Here is a 20,261-nt window from a genome sequence, read left to right as displayed (position 1 = left end):
CGCCGCAAGCATCACGCGAATGTAAGAAACCTTGTCCACTGAGGGGACAAAGCCTTATTTCACCGAGGGCTCGACCGCAATGTACATCTCGATATCCCAGTAGCCATCCTTATCACCGTCGTTAAGATAGACTTCAAAGCAGGGATCCATCGTCATCTGATACTCTTTGCTTTGCATCAGGCTGTCGAAGAACTGACACCACGGCGTTTTGAAATCAAAATTTTCGACTCTGGCGCGGGCGACAGCATAATCTCCGGCGGCGATTTCGGTCATCATCGCACCTTCGCTGTTAGCGGGGAGCTCGTAGTCTTCCGCTACCGTGACGGCAGTATCGCAGCGCAGTTTTTCCGCCGGGACTTCATCAGGGTTGTCGTAATAGACAGCAACCCACTCCTGTGCCGGAACCTGGCTGTTATCAACCCACATCATCAGCTGTTCAAAGCCCTGTTTTACCGTCTGCTCCCAGGGACCGACCAGATGAAAACCAGCGATTTTTCTTTTGCCCACGGATTTAACGTTATAGTCCATGCTACCTCCATTGTTGATAAAATACTGTATGAATATGGGTCTTCCCCGATCATGGTGGGAAGACTCAGAACGCCATATTCAGTTTTCCATAGTGGAACATCACTCCCAGCTTAAAGCGCTCCCGGTTTCGGTATCCCCTGGCCTTTATCCTCAGCAGTCTGATCTTGCTGTTCAGCGCCTCTGCATTACCATTCGAGACCCGATGACGCATCGCATTCAGTATTCCGTATAACCGTTTTTTGATGGTTTTCGCTGCGTTTTTCATCATCGGCACATCACATTCAGACGCCAGCGATATCCACTGCAACCAGTCATACCTGCGTTCTGTGCTCCATGGGCGATCCCAGATATTTTTGGCCAGCTCTTTCAGTGTCCAGCACTGGCTTGTCTGCTGCATCTGTTCCCGCAGCCACATCAGCTTTTCCTGCCGGGACTCAGTCATCCATTTGTCGCTGTACTGCCACAGGAAGCGGGTACCTTTGGCCTGACGGCGGCTTTCAACCGGAAGACGGGGATGTTCATTCTGGCGGGTTTTATCCACCACCTCACCCAGCTGTTTCGCTACGTGGAAGCGGTCAAAGGCGATTTTATCAACTGCACACGGTAAGTGGATGCGCGCGGCTCTTATATAGCCCGCATTCATGTCCATTGAGAGCGTCTTAATGGCCTGTAGCTGTCCGTCAGTCAGGGTTCTGAGATAACCGGCAAGACTTTCCTTACCTCGATCATCCGTTAAAGCCAGCGCCCGCCCGTCACGATCGGAGATCACCGTTATATAACGATGTCCTTTTTTAAAAGCGACCTCGTCCACATTCATATGCCGGGCTGCTAACGGCTTTTTTATCCGTGCAAGACCTCGTTTAACCGCGCGGGTCATAATGCCGTCAACGGCATTCCAGCTCAGTTTGAGTTGTTTCCTGACTGCATCAACAGTGCTGATTTTCAGCCATGAAAGCACGAATGATTCGAACAGCAGCGTATACCGGCTGCCGGGCCCCGCCCACGGAACAGGCAAAGTCTGGCATCCATGCTTCGGACACATAACTCGGGGCACACTGGCTTCAACTATTGTGGCGAACTGGCAGGTATCGAGGTGGCGCCATTTACGATGCCGGTGATCGTGAACGGGGCAGGATTTCCCGCAGGCTGGACAGGTTAACTGAGTATTTTCAGCGATTCCGACTGTAACGGTAACAGAAGCGGCATTTTCATCGAGAGAAAGAGACTTTACCTGCCACGGAGCTGACAAGTTGAGGATATGTGCATAGAGGGACTTTTCGTCCATGGTGGTGACCTCTGGCGATTTAATACGCCATTATCATGCCTTCAGCCACCACAACAAGGGAAGACCCATGAATATACATGTATATCTAACAGTACTATCACCCATAGTATGTGCGGTAATTCACAAAAATCGCGTGTGAAAAAGCCTAAAAAAAAGCCGCCATGCGATTAGAAGCTGAACGGCAGTTCGAGACCGATACTGATCCCAAGGTCAAGAGAGGTCAACGGCAAAAATGCAAGGGGTAGTTGACAGAAACTAAACGAAGCGCCAACCAAAGTGGCATAATAATCAAACAGCTACGAGGTGCCGCTCCAGAACGGAGCGGCCGGAGAGTTACAGCTTCTGATGCAAATAATCGCTAAAGCGCGAGAAAACACCGCCCTTGCCGACGCTTTCCAGCGTCACCAACGGCCAGTGGGCCACCACTTTATCGCCGTCATAAAGCGAAATTTCACCGACCCGCTGATGGGCGGCAATCGGCGCTTCCAGTACTTTTTTATCCAACACATATTTGGCTTTAATGCGTGACACTTCCGACTTCGGCAATGCCAGCCAGAAGTCCTGATCGGTGCCCAGCGTAATCTGCTCTTTATCACCATACCAAATACGCTCAACCCCGACCTGTTTGCCGTCCTGCAAAACCTGTACGGTGTCGAAATTTTGCTGACCCCAGTGCAGTAGCTTCGCCGCCTGTTGTTCGCGCCCTTTCGGGCTTTCAGCCCCCATCACCACCGCAATCAGACGGCGCTGACCATCCACCGCCGAAGCAATCAGGTTAAATCCCGCCCCGGAAGTATGGCCGGTTTTCAGGCCATCGACGTTCATGGTTTTATCCCATAGCAGGCCATTACGGTTCTGCTGGGTAATGCCGTTCCAGGTCAGGCTTTTCTGACTGTACATATGATACACGTCCGGCGAGCCATGAATTATCGCCCGCGAGAGCACGGCCAAATCGTAGGCCGAACTGTGTTGCCCCGGTGCGTCCAGGCCGTGAACGGTTTCGAAGTGGGTATCCTTTAAGTGCAGTTTTTCCACATAGCTATTCATCAGCGCGACAAACTGCGGCTGACCGCCCGCAACGTAGTCCGCCAACGCCACACAGGCGTCGTTACCAGAGTCAACAATTAGCCCGCGGCTCAAATCACGCACGCTAAGGCGGTCGCCAGGCTTGAGGAACATCAGGGAAGAACCGTCGAATACCGGATTACCCTTGGCCCAGGCATCTTTGCCAACGGTGACGATATCGTCAAAGGTGATACGGTGGCTGTCGATGGCGCGGTCAACCACATAGCCGGTCATAAGTTTGGTCAAACTTGCGGGATTGCGCTGCTGATGCTCGTTACCCGCAGTCAGGATCTGACCGGTGGTGTAATCCATCAGCACCCAGGAACCGGCCTGAATGGAAGGCGGCGTCACGTTGACGGGAAAATCATTAGCGGAAAATGCGCAGGAAACGCTCGCAGCGAGCAAAGTTACAGCAATAAACAAACGGCCTTTCAACGGCATATCCTCTAAATTGACAGATTCGCCGTCCTTTTTACGGAACTTCTCGTTTCATATCAGGGTTTAATTGCAAGAAAATATGACATCTCAGACGATGGGCAAAGTCGATGCCCTTCTGATGGCCCGGTAAATCGTTTACCATGATGGCTGCTCGCCACCAGGGATAATGAACAGATTATGCAAGATAGCGCCAACCAGCCCGGATTTTTGTTTCACGATTACGAGACTTTCGGCACCAGCCCTTCGCTCGACCGACCGTCGCAGTTTGCCGCCATTCGCACCGATGAAGATCTGAACGTTGTCGGTGAACCAGAGGTCTTCTACTGCAAGCTCGCCGATGACTATCTGCCTCAGCCGCAAGCGGTAATGATAACCGGAATAACGCCGCAGGAAGCTATCGCCAAAGGCGACAACGAAGCCGCCTTTGCCCGCCGCATTCACGATCTGTTCACGGTGCCGAAAACCTGTATCGTCGGCTACAACAACGTGCGCTTCGATGACGAAGTGACGCGCAATATCTTTTATCGCAATTTTTACGATCCTTACGCCTGGAGCTGGCAGCATGACAACTCTCGTTGGGATCTGCTGGACGTGATGCGCGCCTGCTATGCACTGCGCCCTGAAGGGATCAACTGGCCGGAAAATGAAGATGGCCTGCCAAGCTTTCGTCTGGAGCATCTGACCGTCGCCAACGGAATCGAGCACAGCAACGCCCACGACGCGATGGCCGACGTTTACGCCACCATTGCGATGGCAAAACTGGTGAAAACCCAGCAGCCGCGCCTGTTTGACTATCTATATACCTATCGCAACAAACGCAAGCTGGCGACGTTGATTGACGTTCCGCAGATCAAACCGCTGGTGCATGTTTCCGGCATGTTTGGCGCGGCGCGGGGCAATACCAGCCTGGTGGCTCCGCTGGCTTGGCATCCGGATAATCGTAATGCAGTAATTATGGTCGACCTGGCCGGGGATATCTCTCCGCTGCTGGAGCTGGATGCCGATACCCTGCGCGAGCGGCTGTATACGCCGAAAAGCGAGCTGGGCGACCTGGCCGCAGTACCGATTAAGCTGGTGCATCTCAATAAGTGCCCGGTGCTGGCGCAGCAAAACACTTTGCGCCCGCAGGATGCCGACCGGTTGGGGATCAATATCCAGCGCTGTCTGGATAACGCCCAGCAGCTACGGGCTAATCCGCAGGTACGCGAAAAAGTGGTGGCGATTTTTGCCGAAGCGGAGCCTTTTGTGCCGTCCGATAACGTCGATGCCCAGCTATATAACGGCTTTTTCAGCGATGCCGATCGCGCGGCAATGAAAATCGTGCTTGAGACCGAGCCGCATAACCTGCCGGCGCTGGATATTACCTTCGCTGATAAACGTATTGAGCGTCTGTTATTCAACTATCGTGCGCGCAATTTCCCCGGCACGCTGGATGAAACCGAGCAGCAGCGCTGGCTGGAGCATCGTCGTGAGGTGTTTACGCCAGAGTTTTTACAGGCCTATGCCGATGAGCTGCAGATGCTGTATCAACAGCATGCGGATGATAAAGAGAAGCTGGCGCAGCTGAAGGCGCTGTGGCAGTACGCGCAGGAGATTGTTTGATTGGGCGAAATTCCCGGAGGCGGCGCTTGACGCGCCTGTCCGGGCTACGAGCCCGCAGGTTTTGCGGATTTTGTAGCCCGGACAGATGCGCAGCATCGCCTCCGGGAAGGTTACTTAGCCTTTAGCGCGGCTAGCGATAATCGCCTCTGCTACGTTGTGCGGGGCTTGTGCGTAGTGGTGGAACTCCATGCTGTAAGTCGCCCGGCCCTGAGACATCGAACGCAGCGTGGTGGAATAGCCAAACATTTCGGCCAGCGGCACGTCGGCGCGGATAATCTGGCTGCCGAACCGCTCTTCCATCCCCTGCACCATCCCGCGACGGGAAGAGAGATCGCCCATAATGTTACCGGCGTAATCTTCCGGCGTTTCCACTTCCACATGCATCACCGGTTCGAGAATCACCGGATCCGCTCTGCGCGCCCCTTCCTTGAAGCCGAAAATCGCCGCCATGCGGAAGGCCATTTCCGAAGAGTCGACATCGTGATACGAACCAAAGGTCAGGGTCGCTTTGATATCCACCACCGGATAGCCCGCCAGCACGCCGGAGCCCAGCGCTTCGCGCAGCCCTTTTTCCACTGAAGGAATGTACTCACGCGGCACCACGCCGCCTTTGGTGGCATCTTCAAACACGAAACCGCTACCCGGCTCCAGCGGTTCAAGGGTTAGTACCACATGACCGTACTGCCCTTTACCACCGGACTGGCGGACGAACTTACCCTCCACCTCTTTCACCGTTTTGCGGATCGTTTCGCGATACGTTACCTGTGGACGACCGATATTCGCCTCAACGCCAAACTCACGTTTCATGCGGTCGACGATGATCTCCAGATGCAGTTCGCCCATCCCGGAAATGATTGTCTGCCCGGACTCTTCGTCAGTATGCAGACGGAACGACGGATCCTCCGCCGCCAGCCGCTGCAGGGCGATGCCCATTTTCTCCTGATCGGCTTTGGTTTTCGGTTCAATCGCCAGCGAAATCACGGGCTCCGGAAACTCCATTCGTTCCAGAGTAATCACCGCGTTCGGGTCGCACAGCGTGTCGCCGGTAGTGACATCCTTCAGGCCGACGCAGGCGGCAATATCCCCGGCGTGCAGCTCGTCCACCTCATGGCGATCGTTGGCCTGCATCAGCACAATACGCCCGATGCGCTCTTTTTTACCTTTTACCGGGTTCCACACCGCATCGCCTTTTCTCAACGTCCCGGAATAGACGCGGATAAAGGTCAGCTGTCCGACGTAGGGATCGGTCATCAGCTTGAAGGCCAGCGCTGAGAACGGCTCGTCGTCGCTCGGGTGACGCTCAGCGGGCTCTCCCTTCTCATCAACGCCCTGAATCGCCGGAATATCCAGCGGCGACGGCATCAGCTCGACTACCGCATCAAGCATCCGCTGGACGCCTTTGTTTTTGAACGCGCTACCGCACAATACCGCCTGAATTTCGCCTTTCACGGTGCGCTGACGCAGCCCGGCGACGATTTCATCCTCGCTCAAATCGCCGGTTTCCAGATATTTGTCCATCAGTTCATCGCTGGCTTCCGCCGCCGCCGAGACCATTTTCTCCCGCCACACGCGGGCGGTTTCCAGGAGGTCGTCAGGCACCGGCGCATAGCTGAAGGTCATGCCCTGGGTGGCGTCATCCCACAGAATGGCGCGCATCTTGATAAGATCCACCACGCCGGTGAAGTGCTCTTCCGCGCCAACAGGAATGACGACAGGCACCGGGTTCGCCTTCAGGCGGTCGGTCATCATCTGCACCACGCGGAAGAAATCCGCCCCGGGGCGGTCCATCTTGTTGACGAAGGCCAGCCGTGGGACATGGTATTTATTCGCCTGCCGCCAGACGGTTTCCGACTGCGGCTGTACGCCGCCGACGGAGTCGTAAACCATCACTGCGCCATCAAGTACGCGCATTGAGCGTTCTACTTCAATGGTGAAATCCACGTGCCCGGGGGTGTCGATAATGTTGATTCGATGCGGCTCAAAGCTGCGGTCCATACCGGGCCAGAAGCAGCTCACCGCAGCGGAAGTGATGGTAATCCCGCGCTCCTGCTCCTGAGCCATCCAGTCGGTAGTTGCCGCACCATCGTGTACTTCCCCCAGCTTGTGGCTCATCCCGGTATAAAACAGGATGCGCTCGGTGGTGGTGGTTTTGCCGGCATCGATATGCGCGGAGATACCGATGTTGCGATAACGTTCGAGGGGGATGGGTCGGGGCATGATGCGTCCTTAGTCATTTTGACTGTCAGTAAGCGGCCGGAATGAGCCGCGATTCATTTAACGCCATCTATCATAGTACAACTGTACGAGTATATTCGAACTATTTTTGCTATCGTTACTATTGGTGAAGCTGCGACGACGCGCGTGGCTTTAAAAAAGCAGTTTGGGTATATTACCGGCCAGCCGCCGATACGGGCTGCTGCTCGCGGAGCAGCACAACCGCCGACACAGGAATATTATGATCGCCAATCACCCCGAACGTGAACAAATCCGCCTGGAAAATGTCCTTTTTGCCCTCGGTAACCCGCTACGACTTGAGATTATCCGCATCCTTGCCGACGGCAGCGAGCAGAGCTGTAATGCTCTGCGCCATGAAGATGTGGCCAAGTCGACCATGACCCACCACTGGCGCGTCCTGCGCGACAGCGGTGTGATTTGGCAGCGGCCACAGGGGCGGGAGAATTTGATTTCGCTGCGCCGGGAAGATTTAGACGCGCGCTTTCCTGGATTGCTGGATACGCTGCTTAAGGTGATGCAGCAAGAGAAGTAGACCGTCCCCATTTCTGCCGTATCTCCCGGAGGCGATGCTGCGCATCTGTCCGGGCTACCAGATCGTAGAAACCCGTAGCCCCGGTAAGGCGACAGCCGCCACCGGGGAATCAGCGAATGCCGGACACAAAAAAGCCGAAGGTTTCCCCTCGGCTTTTCTTATCACAACGCGTGATTAAGCAACGTCTTCGTACTGCGGTACCGGGTTGCGGAAGCTTTTGGTCACGCAGGCCAGATAAACCAGACCAATACCGCCCCAGATCAGGCCGAGAACCATGGAGCTCTCTTCCAGGTTGATCCACAGCGCGCCAACGGTCAACGCGCCGCACACCGGCAGAACCAGATAGTTGAAGTGGTCTTTCAGCGTCTTATTGCGTTTTTCACGGATCCAGAACTGGGAGATCACCGACAGGTTAACGAAGGTGAATGCCACCAGCGCGCCGAAGTTAATCAGCGCCGTCGCCGTCACGAGGTCAAATTTAATCGCCAGCAGAGCAATCGCGCCAACCAGCAGCACGTTCCATGCCGGAGTACGCCACTTCGGATGCACGTAGCCGAAGAAACGCGTCGGGAACACGCCGTCGCGGCCCATTACGTACATCAAACGGGAAACGCCAGCATGCGCGGCCATACCGGATGCCAGAACGGTGACGCTGGAGAAAATCAGCACGCCCCACTGGAAGGTTTTGCCCGCAACGTACAGCATAATTTCAGGCTGCGACGCGTCCGGATCTTTAAAGCGCGAGATATCCGGGAAGTACAGCTGCAGGAAGTAGGAAGCGCCGATAAAGATCAGGCCGCCAATCAGCGCGGTCAGGAAGATAGCCTTCGGAATCACGCGCTCTGCGTCTTTGGTCTCTTCAGACAGAGAAGAGATACCGTCAAAGCCGAGGAACGAGAAGCACAGAATAGTCGCGCCGGTAATCATCGGCACCACGTGCGCACCCTCAGACCAGAACGGACGGGTGCTGGTCAACGTGCCCGCGCCTTCACCGTGCGCAACACCGTAGATAATCAGGCCAACAATCACCGCCACGATACCCATCTGCAGGATAACGATCAGGGTGTTGAAGTTCGCCACGGTTTTGATGCTGCGCAGGTTAGAGATGGTCATAAAGGCCACCAGCGCGACAACGAAGATCCACGACGGAATGGAAGGCACCAGCGCTTCAAAGTAAATTTTCGCCAACAGAATGTTAATCATCGGCATGAACAGGTAGTCCAGCAGCGATGACCAGCCAACCATAAAGCCGACAGCCGGGCTAATGGATTTCTGCGCGTAGGTATAAGCGGAACCCGCCGACGGGAAACGGCGAACCAGTTTACCGTAGCTCAGTGCCGTGAAGAGAATGGCGATCAGGGCGAAAGCGTAAGCCGTCGCGACGTGACCATCAGTCAATCCAGAGACGATACCAAACGTATCAAACAGCGTCATTGGCTGCATATAGGCCAGGCCCATCATGACAACCGGAATCAACGTAAGCGTTTTACGTAATTCCACGCGAGAGGTTTTTGGAGTAGCGTTATGCGACATAGTTATCCCCTTTTACGGTGAACGCCAGCGCGTAAGCAAAAAATTGCCCCATTTCTTTGTATTCCTCAGCGACAACCACTGTCGGTTTTTAGTAAATATCTATCCGGTACGAAGCCCGGCCTCTTGGTATTGAATGATGTGTCTTTCAACCAAAAAAATAACCGACACTTTAAAAAAGCGTCGGCCAGTTTCTGATTTTCAGGACGCGTATTTTGCAACAACTACTGGCACGATGACAAGATGTTGCAAGGCCTAATAATCACAGCAATTCTCTAACAGATTAATATTCATACAATTTTAGTATTATAGACCTGACGAATAGCACTATTTGCTAATATCTCATTTCGCCACCACTCGCCCGTAAGCCCGCAGATATCTTCATTCCAGCCAATCCACGCGCAATTTAGCGGTTCAGGCACCGTCGTCTTGATTATTTGTAAGTCGCCGTTCGCTAATAAAGGCTGAACCTGAAATAACGGCAAATAGCCCCATCCCAGCCCGGCGCAAAGCAACATCAGTTGGCTGGGGAGATCAAATACCGTCAGGCTATCCTGACTTTCACCTTGCGACCATAGGGGGTGGGTAATAATTGCACGATGGCGCCGCAGCGCTTGCCAGCCCAAGGTTTTGGTAGACTGAGCAAGCGGGTGCTTTGGGGAAACAACAAACGCCTGAGCCAGCGCGCCCAGAGAGGCAAAGCCGTAGCCGCTCAATGCCGGAGGGTCGCTCAACGCCCCGAGCAAGAGATCCGCCCGCCCTTCCGTGAGTGGCTGCCAGCCTGCAGAGGTGTTGTCACGACGGAATTCAAGGCGAATAGCGGGGTGCTGCTGATAAAACGCCATCAACAACGGAGCTAATAAAGAGAAAGGAAAAGTGTTATCGACGGCCAGCACCAGCGTATTTTCCCAGCCCTGATGCAGCTTTACCGCCTGCTTTTCCAGCTCGCGGACGGTATGCAGCACATCGCGCCCTTTTTCCAGCAGCATCTGTCCGGTACGGGTAAAACGCGCCCGGTGGCCGCTGCGGTCAAGAAGTTGGATATTGAGATTGTTTTCCAGCTTATGAATGGTATAGCTCAGCGCCGAAGGCGTTTTATAGAGCTTCGCCGAGGCGGCGGCAAAACTGCCCTCTTTGTCGAGGGCATCAAGGATCACCAGCACATCCAGCAGTGGTTTCATCGCTATCCCCTTACGGTAGGCGATTCGCCGCTGGCGGATTACTCCATCGGCATCACCAGCGGGTCGGGGTATTGATATTCAAACCCCAGTTCGTTGCAAATACGGTTGCCATCAACGATCTTGCCCGTACCATTCTCCGGATTATCACTGAATACCGGCACAGGAAGCCCAAGTTCGCGAGCCATCTGCGGGTAAAACACGCCGCGCGCAGGATGCTTAGGCGCACATATATTATAGATGCGCCCGCCTTTCGGGGCCTGTAATAACAGCTCAATGGCGGCAATCACATCCTGGAGATGCACCAGATTGACGCCGTGCTGGCCGTCCGGCGCGGACTTCCCGGCAAAGAAACGCCCCGGATGGCGCGATGGTCCTACCAGCCCGGCAAGGCGCAAAATGTCCACCGACGTACCAGGAAGGTTATGCAGCCAGTCCTCCAGCTCTTTCAGCACGCGCCCGCTGGCGGTTTGCGGGTCGCGCGGTGAGTTCTCTCTCAGCGTGCCGCTGGCGTTACCGTAAACGGACGTTGAGCTGGTAAATATGATCCGCGGCACGTGATGCGCCAGCGCGGTATCAACGATTTCCTGTACCGCCTGCAGGTAAAAATCCTCCCCCGGCCCGGTGCGGCGCGCCGGTAAGGTGATCACCAGCGCATCAACGTTCATTAGTGCATCCAGGTCTTCGGTGTCACACACCAGCTGCGGCTCCAGGCGAAGCGGATAGCTGTCGATACCGCACATCCGCGCCGCTTCCACGCCATCCTGCGTGGTCTTACTGCCGGTCACCTGCCATCCACGCGACATCAACGACAGCGCAAGCGGCATACCTAGCCATCCTAAACCTACAATTGCGACCTTTTTCATCCCCTTGCTCCTGACTTTTCGCTGTGCTGACTTAAGGCTACGCCAGGCGGGGGCAACTGACAATTTCTTCGGTCAATATGAAATGAATTAATTGACTAGTCCTGATATAGGTTGACAGTTTTCTGTCGATAAAACGCCTGATGAACATCATCGGGCGTTTTGTACTTCAGGGCCAGATGTGGCCGCTCATGGTTATAAATTCCCACCGACTCTTTTACCATCATTCTGGCTTGTGCCAGATCGGCTGGACGCGAGAGTAAAAACTCATTTTTCAGGATACCGTTTATTCGCTCTGCCAGTGCATTCTGGTAGCAGTCGTAACCATCGGTCATTGAACAGGTTATCCCGTTTCTTTCATGGACTGACTGATAGAGCGCTGAACAGTATTGCAGCCCTCTGTCAGAATGATGTACCAGCGGACCTGTCGTTTTTCTCCGCCTCAGCGCCTGTCTGAACGCTTTTACCACGTTTTCTGTCTGCAGGTTTTCCCCGACATGGTAACCCACGATTTTTCTGGAGCAGGCATCGGTGACCAGACTCAGATAGGCCGTGCCGCTACGTAGCGGAAGGTAAGTAATATCGGCAACCCAGACCTGCTCCGGCTCAAGGGCGATAACCTGTTCAGGGCCGGGTTTCAGCAGGTTAGGATGCCAGTGAAAGCGATGATGGCTGTTGGTGGTTTTGTGATATGCCCGTTTCACCGGCACCAGGAGCCGGTATTCATCCAGCAAGTTAAACAGCTGGTCCCGCCCGATATTCAGCGTTTTATCGGCCTGAGTATTCAGCAGATAGTGCAGTTTACGCGTACCGATTCTCGGCTGACGACACCGGATGCGGGCAACAAATTCCAGAACCTGAGCATGATGTTCCTGCCGTTTTCTGCGCCTTGTGTTGTCCTGGTACCATGCCTGTCTGCTGTGCCCCAGGAACTGGCATGCACGCGTAACGGTTATTTTCGGGATCGGACTTTGCGCGAGGACTTGCCGGGCCGCTTTTTTACGATGCTCACCCCATAATCATTTTTCAGAACATTGATAACCGACTCAAAAAACTCAGCTTTCTGGTTTGCCAGCTCAAGCTGTTCTTCAAGTTCCCTGATTCTTTGCTCGGGTGTAAGCGGGACAGTCGTCTGAGCCACAGGCAGTTTCCTCTTCACCAGGTCAGGAAGTCCGGGGCTCCAGTCAAGCCGGCCATATTTACGCAGCCAGACAAGAACGGTGGAGCGCCCCTGAATGCCATACCGCTGCTGAGCCTGTTTATAGGTCATCTCGCCTTTTTCAACCTGTTCAACAACGGCTATTTTAAAGGATAGAGGATAATCACGTTGGGTGCGTTTGAACTCAGTCATCATCACGTTCTCCGGATTTAAGTCAGGAACGTGTCAACGCTATTCAGGACGGGTCAAATGATAGAAAAAAGCCCTTGCTTTATGCGAGTGAAGTGGTTTAGGTTAAAAGGCATCAAATGCATAGTCATTCACAGAGAATTTTATGAACAGCGTTCAATTTAAAAACCACCATCATCACCATCATCCTGACTAGTCTTTCAGGCGATGTGTGCTGGAAGACGTTTGGATCTTCCAGTGGTGCATGAACGCAAAGAGAGCCCCCGGAAGATTCACTTCCGGGGGCTTTTTTTTGGACCGAATTCGGACAGATTCAGACAGGTATACAGAGGAAAACAAGAATGTTAGACAACAGCCGTTTACGCATAGCTATTCAGAAATCAGGGCGTTTAAGTGAAGATTCACGCGAATTACTCAGCCGCTGCGGCATCAAAGTGAATCTGCACACCCAGCGCCTGATCGCGATGGCGGAAAATATGCCGATCGACATTCTGCGCGTGCGTGATGACGATATCCCGGGCCTTATCATGGATGGCGTGGTCGATTTGGGGATTATCGGCGAAAACGTGCTGGAAGAAGAACTGCTGAGCCGCCGCGCTCAGGGCGAAGATCCACGCTACTTCACCCTGCGCCGTCTCGATTTCGGCGGCTGCCGCCTGTCGCTGGCAACGCCGGCGGATGAAAACTGGGATGGCCCGGCAGCGCTGGACGGCAAACGCATCGCCACCTCCTACCCGCACCTGCTGAAGCGTTATCTCGATCAGAAAGGCATCAGCTTTAAATCCTGCCTGCTGAACGGTTCGGTTGAAGTCGCCCCGCGCGCCGGTCTGGCCGATGCGATTTGCGACCTGGTCTCTACCGGCGCGACCCTCGAAGCGAACGGCCTGCGCGAAGTAGAAGTCATGTTCCGCTCCAAAGCCTGCCTGATTCAGCGCGATGGCGAGATGGCCGACGCTAAACAGCAGTTGATTGACCGCCTGCTGACCCGTATCCAGGGCGTGATTCAGGCCCGCGAATCAAAATACATCATGATGCACGCGCCGACCGAGCGTCTGGAAGAAGTGGTGGCCCTGCTGCCGGGTGCCGAGCGTCCGACCATTCTGCCGCTGGCAGGCGACAAGCAGCGCGTGGCGATGCACATGGTCAGTAGCGAAACCCTGTTCTGGGAAACCATGGAAAAACTGAAAGCGCTGGGCGCCAGCTCCATTCTGGTCCTGCCGATTGAGAAAATGATGGAGTAATCCGGCGGGTCGGTAACGGGATAAACAGGGGAAACAAATCATGAGCTTCAACACAATCATCGACTGGAACGGCTGTAGCGCAGAACAACAGCAACAACTCTTAATGCGCCCGGCAATTTCCGCCTCCGAAAGCATCAGCAAAACGGTGTCGGAGATCCTTAATAATGTGAAAGACAACGGCGATGCGGCCCTGCGCGAGTACAGCGCAAAGTTCGATAAAACCGACGTCAAGGCGCTGAAGGTCAGTGAAGAAGAGATTGCTGCTGCCAGCGCACGCCTGAACGATGAGCTTAAAGAGGCAATGGCCGTCGCGGTTAAAAACATCGAAACCTTTCACAACGCGCAGAAACTACAGGCCGTTGATGTGGAAACTCTGCCAGGCGTACGCTGCCAGCAGGTGACCCGCCCTATCGCCTCCGTCGGCTTGTATATTCCCGGTGGCTCGGCACCGCTGTTTTCAACGGTACTGATGCTGGCGACGCCTGCGCGCATCGCCGGTTGCCAGCAGGTGGTACTGTGCTCGCCGCCGCCGATTGCCGATGAAATCCTCTATGCCGCCCAGCTGTGCGGCGTGCGCAATATCTTTAACGTCGGCGGCGCGCAGGCGATTGCCGCCCTGGCCTTCGGCACTGAATCGGTAGCGAAGGTGGATAAAATCTTTGGCCCGGGCAACGCCTTTGTGACCGAAGCCAAACGCCAGGTGAGCCAGCGTCTCGACGGCGCGGCGATCGATATGCCCGCCGGGCCATCGGAAGTGCTGGTGATCGCCGACAGCGGCGCCACCCCGGATTTTGTCGCCTCTGACCTGCTTTCCCAGGCGGAGCACGGCCCGGATTCGCAGGTGATTCTTCTGACGCCGGACGCCGATATGGGCACCCGTGTTGCGCAAGCCGTCGAGCGCCAGCTGGCTGCGCTACCGCGTGCGGAAACTGCCCGTGAAGCGCTCTCCGCCAGCCGGATTATCGTGGCCCGCGATATCGCCCAGTGCGTTGAGATTTCCAACCAGTACGGTCCGGAGCACCTGATCATTCAGACCCGCAACGCTCGCGAGCTGGTCGACGGCATCACCAGCGCCGGTTCCGTGTTCCTTGGTGACTGGTCGCCGGAATCCGCAGGCGATTACGCCTCAGGAACCAACCACGTGCTGCCGACCTACGGCTACACCGCGACCTGCTCCAGCCTTGGCCTTGCGGATTTCCAGAAACGCATGACCGTGCAGGAGCTGTCGCGCGAAGGGTTTGCCGCCCTCGCCTCCACCATTGAGATTCTGGCCGCCGCCGAGCGCCTGGATGCCCACAAAAACGCCGTTACGCTGCGCGTCGCAGCCCTTAAGGAGCAAGCATGAGCATCGAAGATTTAGCCCGCGCCAACGTTCGCGCGCTGACGCCGTATCAATCTGCTCGCCGTCTGGGCGGAAAAGGCGATGTCTGGCTGAACGCCAACGAATTCCCCACGGCGGTAGAATTTCAGCTAACCGAGCAGACGCTGAACCGTTACCCGGAGCCGCAGCCGAAAGCAGTGATTGAACGCTACGCGCAGTATGCTGGCGTCAAGCCAGAGCAGGTTCTGGTCAGCCGCGGCGCTGATGAAGGTATCGAACTGCTGATACGCGCCTTCTGCGAACCGGGTCAGGACGCGGTGCTCTACTGCCCGCCAACCTACGGCATGTACAGCGTCAGCGCAGAAACCATCGGCGTGAGCTGCCGCACGGTACCAACGCTTGCCGATTGGCAGCTGGATCTGCCGGGCATCGCGGCGAATCTCGATGGCGTTAAAGTCATTTTCGTATGTAGCCCAAATAACCCGACCGGGCAGATTATCAACCCGAAAGATTTTCGCACCCTGCTGGAGATGGCGCGCGGTAAAGCTATCGTGGTGGCGGATGAAGCCTATATTGAGTTCTGCCCGCAGGCGACGCTGGCAACCTGGCTGAGTGAGTATCCGCACCTGGTGGTCCTGCGAACCCTGTCCAAAGCGTTCGCGCTGGCCGGGCTGCGCTGCGGCTTTACCCTCGCCAACGCCGAAGTGATTAACGTGCTGCTGAAGGTTATCGCCCCTTACCCGCTTTCTACCCCGGTTGCCGATATCGCCGCCCAGGCGCTCAGCGCGGAAGGGATTGCCGCAATGCGGGCACGCGTGGCGCAGATCCTCGACGAGCGCGATTATCTGGTCAGCCAGTTGCGCAACATCGCCTGCGTTGAAGAAGTGTTCGACTCCGAGACTAACTACGTTCTGGCGCGGATTACCGCTTCCAGCGCGGTGTTTAAATCTTTGTGGGATCAGGGCATTATCTTACGTGACCAGAATAAACAACCTTCATTAAGCGGCTGTTTGCGTATCACTATCGGTACCCGTGCAGAGAGCCAGCGCGTCATTGACGCTTTGACTGCGGAGAATGTATGACCCAGAAGTTTCTCTTTATTGACCGTGACGGTACGCTGATTTCCGAGCCACCGGTTGATTTTCAGGTAGACCGCTTTGATAAGCTGGCCTTTGAGCCGCAGGTGATCCCGGCCCTGCTGAAGCTGCAGCAGGAAGGCTACAAGCTGGTGATGATCACCAATCAGGACGGTCTGGGGACCGCCAGCCTGCCGCAGGACGAGTTCGACGGTCCGCACAACCTGATGATGCAGATTTTCACCTCGCAGGGCGTTAACTTTGAGGAAGTGCTGATTTGCCCGCATCTTCCGGCCGAGAACTGCGATTGCCGCAAGCCGAAGACTAAGCTGGTGCTGCCGTGGCTGGCAGAAGGCGTGATGGATACCGCCCACAGCTACGTGATCGGCGACCGCGCCACCGACATTCAGTTGGCGGATAACATGGGCATTATCGGCCTGCGCTATGACCGCGAAAAGCTCGACTGGCCGACGATCTGCGAACAGCTGACCCGCCGAGACCGCTACGCCCACGTTGAGCGCATCACCAAAGAGACGCAGGTTGATGTCAAAGTGTGGCTGGACCGCGAAGGCGGCAGCAAAATCTCCACCGGGGTCGGCTTCTTCGATCATATGCTTGACCAAATCGCCACCCACGGCGGCTTCCGTCTGGAAATCAACGTCGGCGGCGACCTCTATATCGACGATCACCACACCGTGGAAGATACCGGTCTGGCGCTGGGCGAAGCGCTGAAGCTGGCGCTCGGCGACAAGCGCGGCATCGGCCGTTTCGGCTTTGTGCTGCCGATGGATGAATGTCTGGCCCGCTGCGCGCTGGATATCTCCGGCCGCCCGCACCTGGAATATCGCGCCGACTTTACCTATCAGCGCGTTGGCGACCTGAGCACCGAGATGGTTGAGCACTTCTTCCGCTCGCTCTCCTACACCATGGCGGTGACTTTGCACCTGAAAACCAAGGGCAAAAACGACCACCACCGCGTAGAGAGCCTGTTTAAAGCCTTTGGCCGCACGCTGCGCCAGGCAATTCGCGTCCAGGGCGACACGCTGCCGTCTTCAAAAGGGGTACTGTGATGAACGTGGTGATCCTTGATACCGGCTGCGCTAACCTCAATTCGGTGAAATCTGCGGTAAGCCGCCACGGCTATGAGCCGGTGGTCAGCCGCGACCCGGACGTGGTGCTGCGCGCCGACAAGCTGTTTCTCCCGGGCGTCGGTACCGCTCAGGCGGCAATGGACCAACTGCGCGAGCGCGATTTGATCGAGCTGATCAAAGCCTGTACGCAGCCGGTGCTGGGCATCTGCCTCGGCATGCAGCTACTGGGAAAACGCAGCGAAGAGAATAGCGGCGTCGACCTGCTGGGCATTATCGAACAGGATGTGCCGAAAATGACCGACCACGGCCTGCCGCTGCCGCATATGGGTTGGAACCGGGTGTACGCCAAAGCAGGCGACCGTCTGTTCCGTGGCATTGAAGACGGGGCGTATTTCTATTTCGTCCATAGCTATGCAATGCCGGTTAACGCCAATACCATTGCCCAGTGCAACTACGGCGAAGCCTTCACCGCGGCGGTGCAGAAAGATAACTTTTTTGGCGTCCAGTTCCACCCCGAACGCTCCGGCAGCGCCGGGGCGCAGCTGCTGAAAAACTTCCTGGAGATGTGATGATCATTCCTGCTTTAGATTTAATTGACGGCACGGTTGTCCGTCTCCATCAGGGCGATTACGGCCAGCAGCGCGATTACGGCAACGATCCGCTGCCGCGCCTGCAATCCTATGCGGCGCAAGGGGCCGAAGTGCTGCACCTGGTCGACCTGACCGGCGCAAAAGACCCGGCGAAGCGCCAGATCCCCTTACTAAAAACGTTAGTTGCCGGAGTCAATGTACCGGTGCAGGTTGGCGGCGGCGTGCGCACGGAAGAAGACGTGGCAGCCCTGCTTGAAGCGGGCGTGGCGCGCGTGGTGGTGGGTTCGACAGCGGTGAAGTCGCCGGAAGTGGTGAAAGGCTGGTTTAAACGTTTTGGCCCACAGCACCTGGTGCTGGCGCTGGACGTGCGCATCGACGCAGAAGGTAATAAGCAGGTGGCGGTTAGCGGCTGGCAGGAAAATTCCGGCGTCACGCTGGAAGAGCTGGTGGAAAGCTATCAATCCGTCGGCCTGCAGCACGTCCTGTGTACCGATATTTCCCGCGACGGCACCCTGGCCGGGTCAAACGTCTCGCTGTATGAGGAAGTTTGCGCTCGCTATCCGCAGGTAGCGTTTCAGTCCTCCGGCGGCATTGGCGATCTCAATGATATCGCCGCGCTGCGCGGTACCGGAGTGCGCGGGGTGATTGTCGGTCGCGCGCTGCTGGAAGGTAAATTTAACGTAACGGAGGCCATTCAATGCTGGCAAAACGGATAATCCCCTGTCTCGACGTTCGCGATGGCCAGGTAGTGAAAGGCGTGCAGTTCCGTAATCACGAAATCATCGGTGATATCGTCCCGCTGGCAAAACGCTATGCCGACGAAGGCGCCGATGAGCTGGTGTTCTACGATATTACCGCCTCCAGCGATGGCCGCGTGGTGGACAAAAGCTGGGTGTCGCGTGTCGCGGAAGTGATCGACATTCCGTTCTGCGTCGCTGGCGGTATTAAGTCGCTGGACGATGCTGCGCAGATCCTCTCCTTCGGTGCGGATAAAATCTCCATCAACTCCCCCGCCCTGGCGGACCCAACGCTGATTACTCGCCTCGCCGACCGTTTCGGCGTGCAGTGTATTGTGGTAGGAATCGATACCTGGTTTGACGCCGAGAGCGGCAAGTATCACGTCAACCAGTATACTGGCGATGAGAGCCGCACGCGGGTGACGCAGTGGGAAACGCTGGACTGGGTGCAGGAAGTACAAAAGCGCGGGGCTGGCGAGATTGTCCTTAATATGATGAACCAGGACGGCGTGCGTAACGGCTACGATCTGGAACAGTTAAGCAAGGTGCGCGCCGTATGCCATGTTCCGCTGATCGCTTCCGGCGGCGCAGGCGCCATGGAGCACTTCCTGGAAGCCTTCCGCGACGCCAACGTCGACGGTGCGCTGGCCGCCTCGGTGTTCCATAAGCAAATTATCAATATTGGTGAACTGAAAACGTACCTGGCAGCACAGGGCGTGGAGATTAGGGTATGTTAACTGAACAGCTGGATTGGCAAAAAACCGACGGTCTGATGCCGGTCATCGTGCAGCACGCCGTTTCCGGGGAAGTGCTGATGCTGGGCTATATGAACCAGGACGCGCTGGCGAAAACCGAAGAAACCGGCAAAGTGACCTTTTATTCACGGACTAAACAGCGTCTGTGGACCAAGGGCGAGACGTCGGGCAATTTCCTCAACGTGGTGAGCATCACCCCGGACTGTGATAACGACACCCTGCTGGTGCTGGTCAATCCGATTGGCCCAACCTGCCATAAAGGCACTTCAAGCTGTTTCGGCGATACCGGCCACCAGTGGCTGTTCTTGTATCAGCTGGAGCAGTTGCTGGCGGAACGCAAGCACGCGGACCCTGAGAGCTCTTACACCGCGAAGCTGTACGCCAGCGGCACCAAGCGTATTGCGCAGAAAGTGGGAGAAGAAGGCGTGGAGACCGCGCTGGCCGCGACGGTGCATGATAAGTTCGAGCTGAAGAATGAGGCGTCGGATTTGATGTATCACCTGCTGGTGCTGCTGAAGGATCAGGGGCTGAATTTGACGGATGTGATTGATAATTTGAAATCAAGACACTAAAGACTTCACATAACTGGGGCCTGGATAGCTGGGCCTCACTGCAAAAAATATGCATCACAACAGGTTGACCATTCTCTTAGACAATCAACAACATCAAATAATCCTCACACGTCAATACGGCGGAAGGCCATGACGGCCTGAAAAGCCATTGACTAAAATTATATACATAACAAAAATGATAGTCTGATTCCAGAAAGCCGCGCAGTGGTCAAATCTCCCCCTAAGATAAATCCCATAAATCTGTAAACGGAAATGTTAAACCACTCTGTTGAGT

General features: G+C 55.6%; 20 protein-coding genes and 1 other annotated feature. Of the genes, 11 read left to right on the top strand and 9 right to left on the bottom strand.

The window, feature by feature from the left end; translation table 11 throughout:
• Nucleotides 1-54 precede the first annotated feature (54 nt).
• From sbmC to dacD, 3 genes are all read right to left on the bottom strand, one after another.
• Complete coding sequence (sbmC, locus tag HV213_RS10740) at nucleotides 55-528, bottom strand: DNA gyrase inhibitor SbmC (RefSeq protein WP_181485687.1); 474 nt, start codon at nucleotides 526-528, stop codon at nucleotides 55-57.
• 64 nt (nucleotides 529-592) lie between these two features.
• On the bottom strand, nucleotides 593-1,813 hold the full coding sequence (locus tag HV213_RS10735; protein ID WP_097758571.1) for an ISL3-like element ISCfr12 family transposase: 1,221 nt from the start codon (nucleotides 1,811-1,813) through the stop codon (nucleotides 593-595).
• A gap of 333 nt (nucleotides 1,814-2,146) precedes the next feature.
• Complete coding sequence (gene dacD, locus HV213_RS10730; protein ID WP_181485686.1) at nucleotides 2,147-3,313, bottom strand: serine-type D-Ala-D-Ala carboxypeptidase DacD; 1,167 nt, start codon at nucleotides 3,311-3,313, stop codon at nucleotides 2,147-2,149.
• A 180-nt stretch (nucleotides 3,314-3,493) separates the two neighbouring features.
• Between dacD and sbcB the strand changes: the two genes are divergently transcribed.
• Entirely contained in the window at nucleotides 3,494-4,918 is a 1,425-nt protein-coding gene (gene sbcB / locus HV213_RS10725) for an exodeoxyribonuclease I (protein ID WP_181485685.1), read from the top strand.
• A gap of 114 nt (nucleotides 4,919-5,032) precedes the next feature.
• Here sbcB and fusA read toward each other — a convergent pair whose 3' ends face one another.
• Nucleotides 5,033-7,135, bottom strand: coding sequence for an elongation factor G (gene fusA / locus HV213_RS10720; RefSeq protein ID WP_181485684.1), 2,103 nt, complete (start codon nucleotides 7,133-7,135; stop codon nucleotides 5,033-5,035).
• A gap of 238 nt (nucleotides 7,136-7,373) precedes the next feature.
• Between fusA and HV213_RS10715 the strand changes: the two genes are divergently transcribed.
• Complete coding sequence (locus HV213_RS10715) at nucleotides 7,374-7,685, top strand: ArsR/SmtB family transcription factor (protein WP_004103633.1); 312 nt, start codon at nucleotides 7,374-7,376, stop codon at nucleotides 7,683-7,685.
• A gap of 174 nt (nucleotides 7,686-7,859) precedes the next feature.
• Here HV213_RS10715 and HV213_RS10710 read toward each other — a convergent pair whose 3' ends face one another.
• The 5 genes from HV213_RS10710 to HV213_RS10690 all read right to left on the bottom strand — a co-directional run bounded on the left by HV213_RS10710 (nucleotide 7,860) and on the right by HV213_RS10690 (nucleotide 12,610).
• Nucleotides 7,860-9,218 (bottom strand): APC family permease, encoded by a 1,359-nt coding sequence (locus HV213_RS10710; RefSeq protein ID WP_180349487.1) that lies wholly within the window; start codon nucleotides 9,216-9,218, stop codon nucleotides 7,860-7,862.
• Nucleotides 9,208-9,270, bottom strand: a complete 63-nt coding sequence (yoeI, locus tag HV213_RS33715) for a membrane protein YoeI (protein ID WP_096335043.1) — start codon at nucleotides 9,268-9,270, stop codon at nucleotides 9,208-9,210. Before yoeI ends, HV213_RS10710 begins: the two co-directional genes overlap by 11 nt.
• 235 nt (nucleotides 9,271-9,505) lie before the next feature.
• Nucleotides 9,506-10,396 carry a LysR family transcriptional regulator gene (locus HV213_RS10700; RefSeq protein ID WP_181485683.1) on the bottom strand — a complete coding sequence of 297 codons (891 nt, stop codon included), beginning with the start codon at nucleotides 10,394-10,396 and terminating at the stop codon, nucleotides 9,506-9,508.
• Nucleotides 10,397-10,434: 38 nt separating this feature from the next.
• Nucleotides 10,435-11,259, bottom strand: a complete 825-nt coding sequence (locus HV213_RS10695; RefSeq protein WP_139536462.1) for an SDR family oxidoreductase — start codon at nucleotides 11,257-11,259, stop codon at nucleotides 10,435-10,437.
• 95 nt (nucleotides 11,260-11,354) lie between these two features.
• A protein-coding gene (locus HV213_RS10690) for an IS3 family transposase (protein WP_181482878.1) occupies nucleotides 11,355-12,610 on the bottom strand; the annotation gives its coding sequence in 2 pieces (ribosomal slippage) (nucleotides 11,355-12,259 and nucleotides 12,259-12,610; 1,257 coding nt in all).
• 139 nt (nucleotides 12,611-12,749) lie between these two features.
• Between HV213_RS10690 and hisL the strand changes: the two genes are divergently transcribed.
• The 9 genes from hisL to hisIE all read left to right on the top strand — a co-directional run bounded on the left by hisL (nucleotide 12,750) and on the right by hisIE (nucleotide 19,987).
• Nucleotides 12,750-12,800 carry a his operon leader peptide gene (gene hisL / locus HV213_RS10685; protein WP_009654477.1) on the top strand — a complete coding sequence of 17 codons (51 nt, stop codon included), beginning with the start codon at nucleotides 12,750-12,752 and terminating at the stop codon, nucleotides 12,798-12,800.
• Nucleotides 12,776-12,898, top strand: a sequence feature (His leader region). It overlaps the preceding gene by 25 nt.
• Nucleotides 12,899-12,945: 47 nt before the next feature.
• A complete protein-coding gene (hisG, locus tag HV213_RS10680) occupies nucleotides 12,946-13,845 on the top strand; it encodes an ATP phosphoribosyltransferase (RefSeq protein WP_142462761.1) in 900 nt (299 codons plus the stop codon).
• Nucleotides 13,846-13,885: 40 nt separating this feature from the next.
• Nucleotides 13,886-15,190 (top strand): histidinol dehydrogenase, encoded by a 1,305-nt coding sequence (hisD, locus tag HV213_RS10675; RefSeq protein WP_181485682.1) that lies wholly within the window; start codon nucleotides 13,886-13,888, stop codon nucleotides 15,188-15,190.
• Nucleotides 15,187-16,248 (top strand): histidinol-phosphate transaminase, encoded by a 1,062-nt coding sequence (gene hisC, locus HV213_RS10670; protein WP_139536465.1) that lies wholly within the window; start codon nucleotides 15,187-15,189, stop codon nucleotides 16,246-16,248. Before hisD ends, hisC begins: the two co-directional genes overlap by 4 nt.
• Nucleotides 16,245-17,312, top strand: coding sequence for a bifunctional histidinol-phosphatase/imidazoleglycerol-phosphate dehydratase HisB (gene hisB / locus HV213_RS10665; protein ID WP_139536466.1), 1,068 nt, complete (start codon nucleotides 16,245-16,247; stop codon nucleotides 17,310-17,312). The genes hisC and hisB overlap by 4 nt, the downstream gene beginning before the upstream one ends.
• Complete coding sequence (hisH, locus tag HV213_RS10660; protein WP_181485681.1) at nucleotides 17,312-17,902, top strand: imidazole glycerol phosphate synthase subunit HisH; 591 nt, start codon at nucleotides 17,312-17,314, stop codon at nucleotides 17,900-17,902. Before hisB ends, hisH begins: the two co-directional genes overlap by 1 nt.
• The gene (gene hisA, locus HV213_RS10655) at nucleotides 17,902-18,639 is read left to right on the top strand and encodes a 1-(5-phosphoribosyl)-5-[(5-phosphoribosylamino)methylideneamino]imidazole-4-carboxamide isomerase (RefSeq protein ID WP_112216607.1); all 738 of its coding nucleotides are present in this window, start codon (nucleotides 17,902-17,904) and stop codon (nucleotides 18,637-18,639) included. The genes hisH and hisA overlap by 1 nt, the downstream gene beginning before the upstream one ends.
• The gene (gene hisF / locus HV213_RS10650) at nucleotides 18,621-19,397 is read left to right on the top strand and encodes an imidazole glycerol phosphate synthase subunit HisF (RefSeq protein WP_181485680.1); all 777 of its coding nucleotides are present in this window, start codon (nucleotides 18,621-18,623) and stop codon (nucleotides 19,395-19,397) included. The genes hisA and hisF overlap by 19 nt, the downstream gene beginning before the upstream one ends.
• On the top strand, nucleotides 19,391-19,987 hold the full coding sequence (hisIE, locus tag HV213_RS10645; RefSeq protein ID WP_181485679.1) for a bifunctional phosphoribosyl-AMP cyclohydrolase/phosphoribosyl-ATP diphosphatase HisIE: 597 nt from the start codon (nucleotides 19,391-19,393) through the stop codon (nucleotides 19,985-19,987). Before hisF ends, hisIE begins: the two co-directional genes overlap by 7 nt.
• Nucleotides 19,988-20,261: the final 274 nt, after the last annotated feature.

This window comes from Klebsiella sp. RHBSTW-00484, from assembly GCF_013705725.1.
In the GTDB taxonomy this organism is placed as follows: Bacteria; Pseudomonadota; Gammaproteobacteria; order Enterobacterales; family Enterobacteriaceae; genus Klebsiella.
This window is presented reverse-complemented; position numbering and strand designations above follow the sequence as displayed.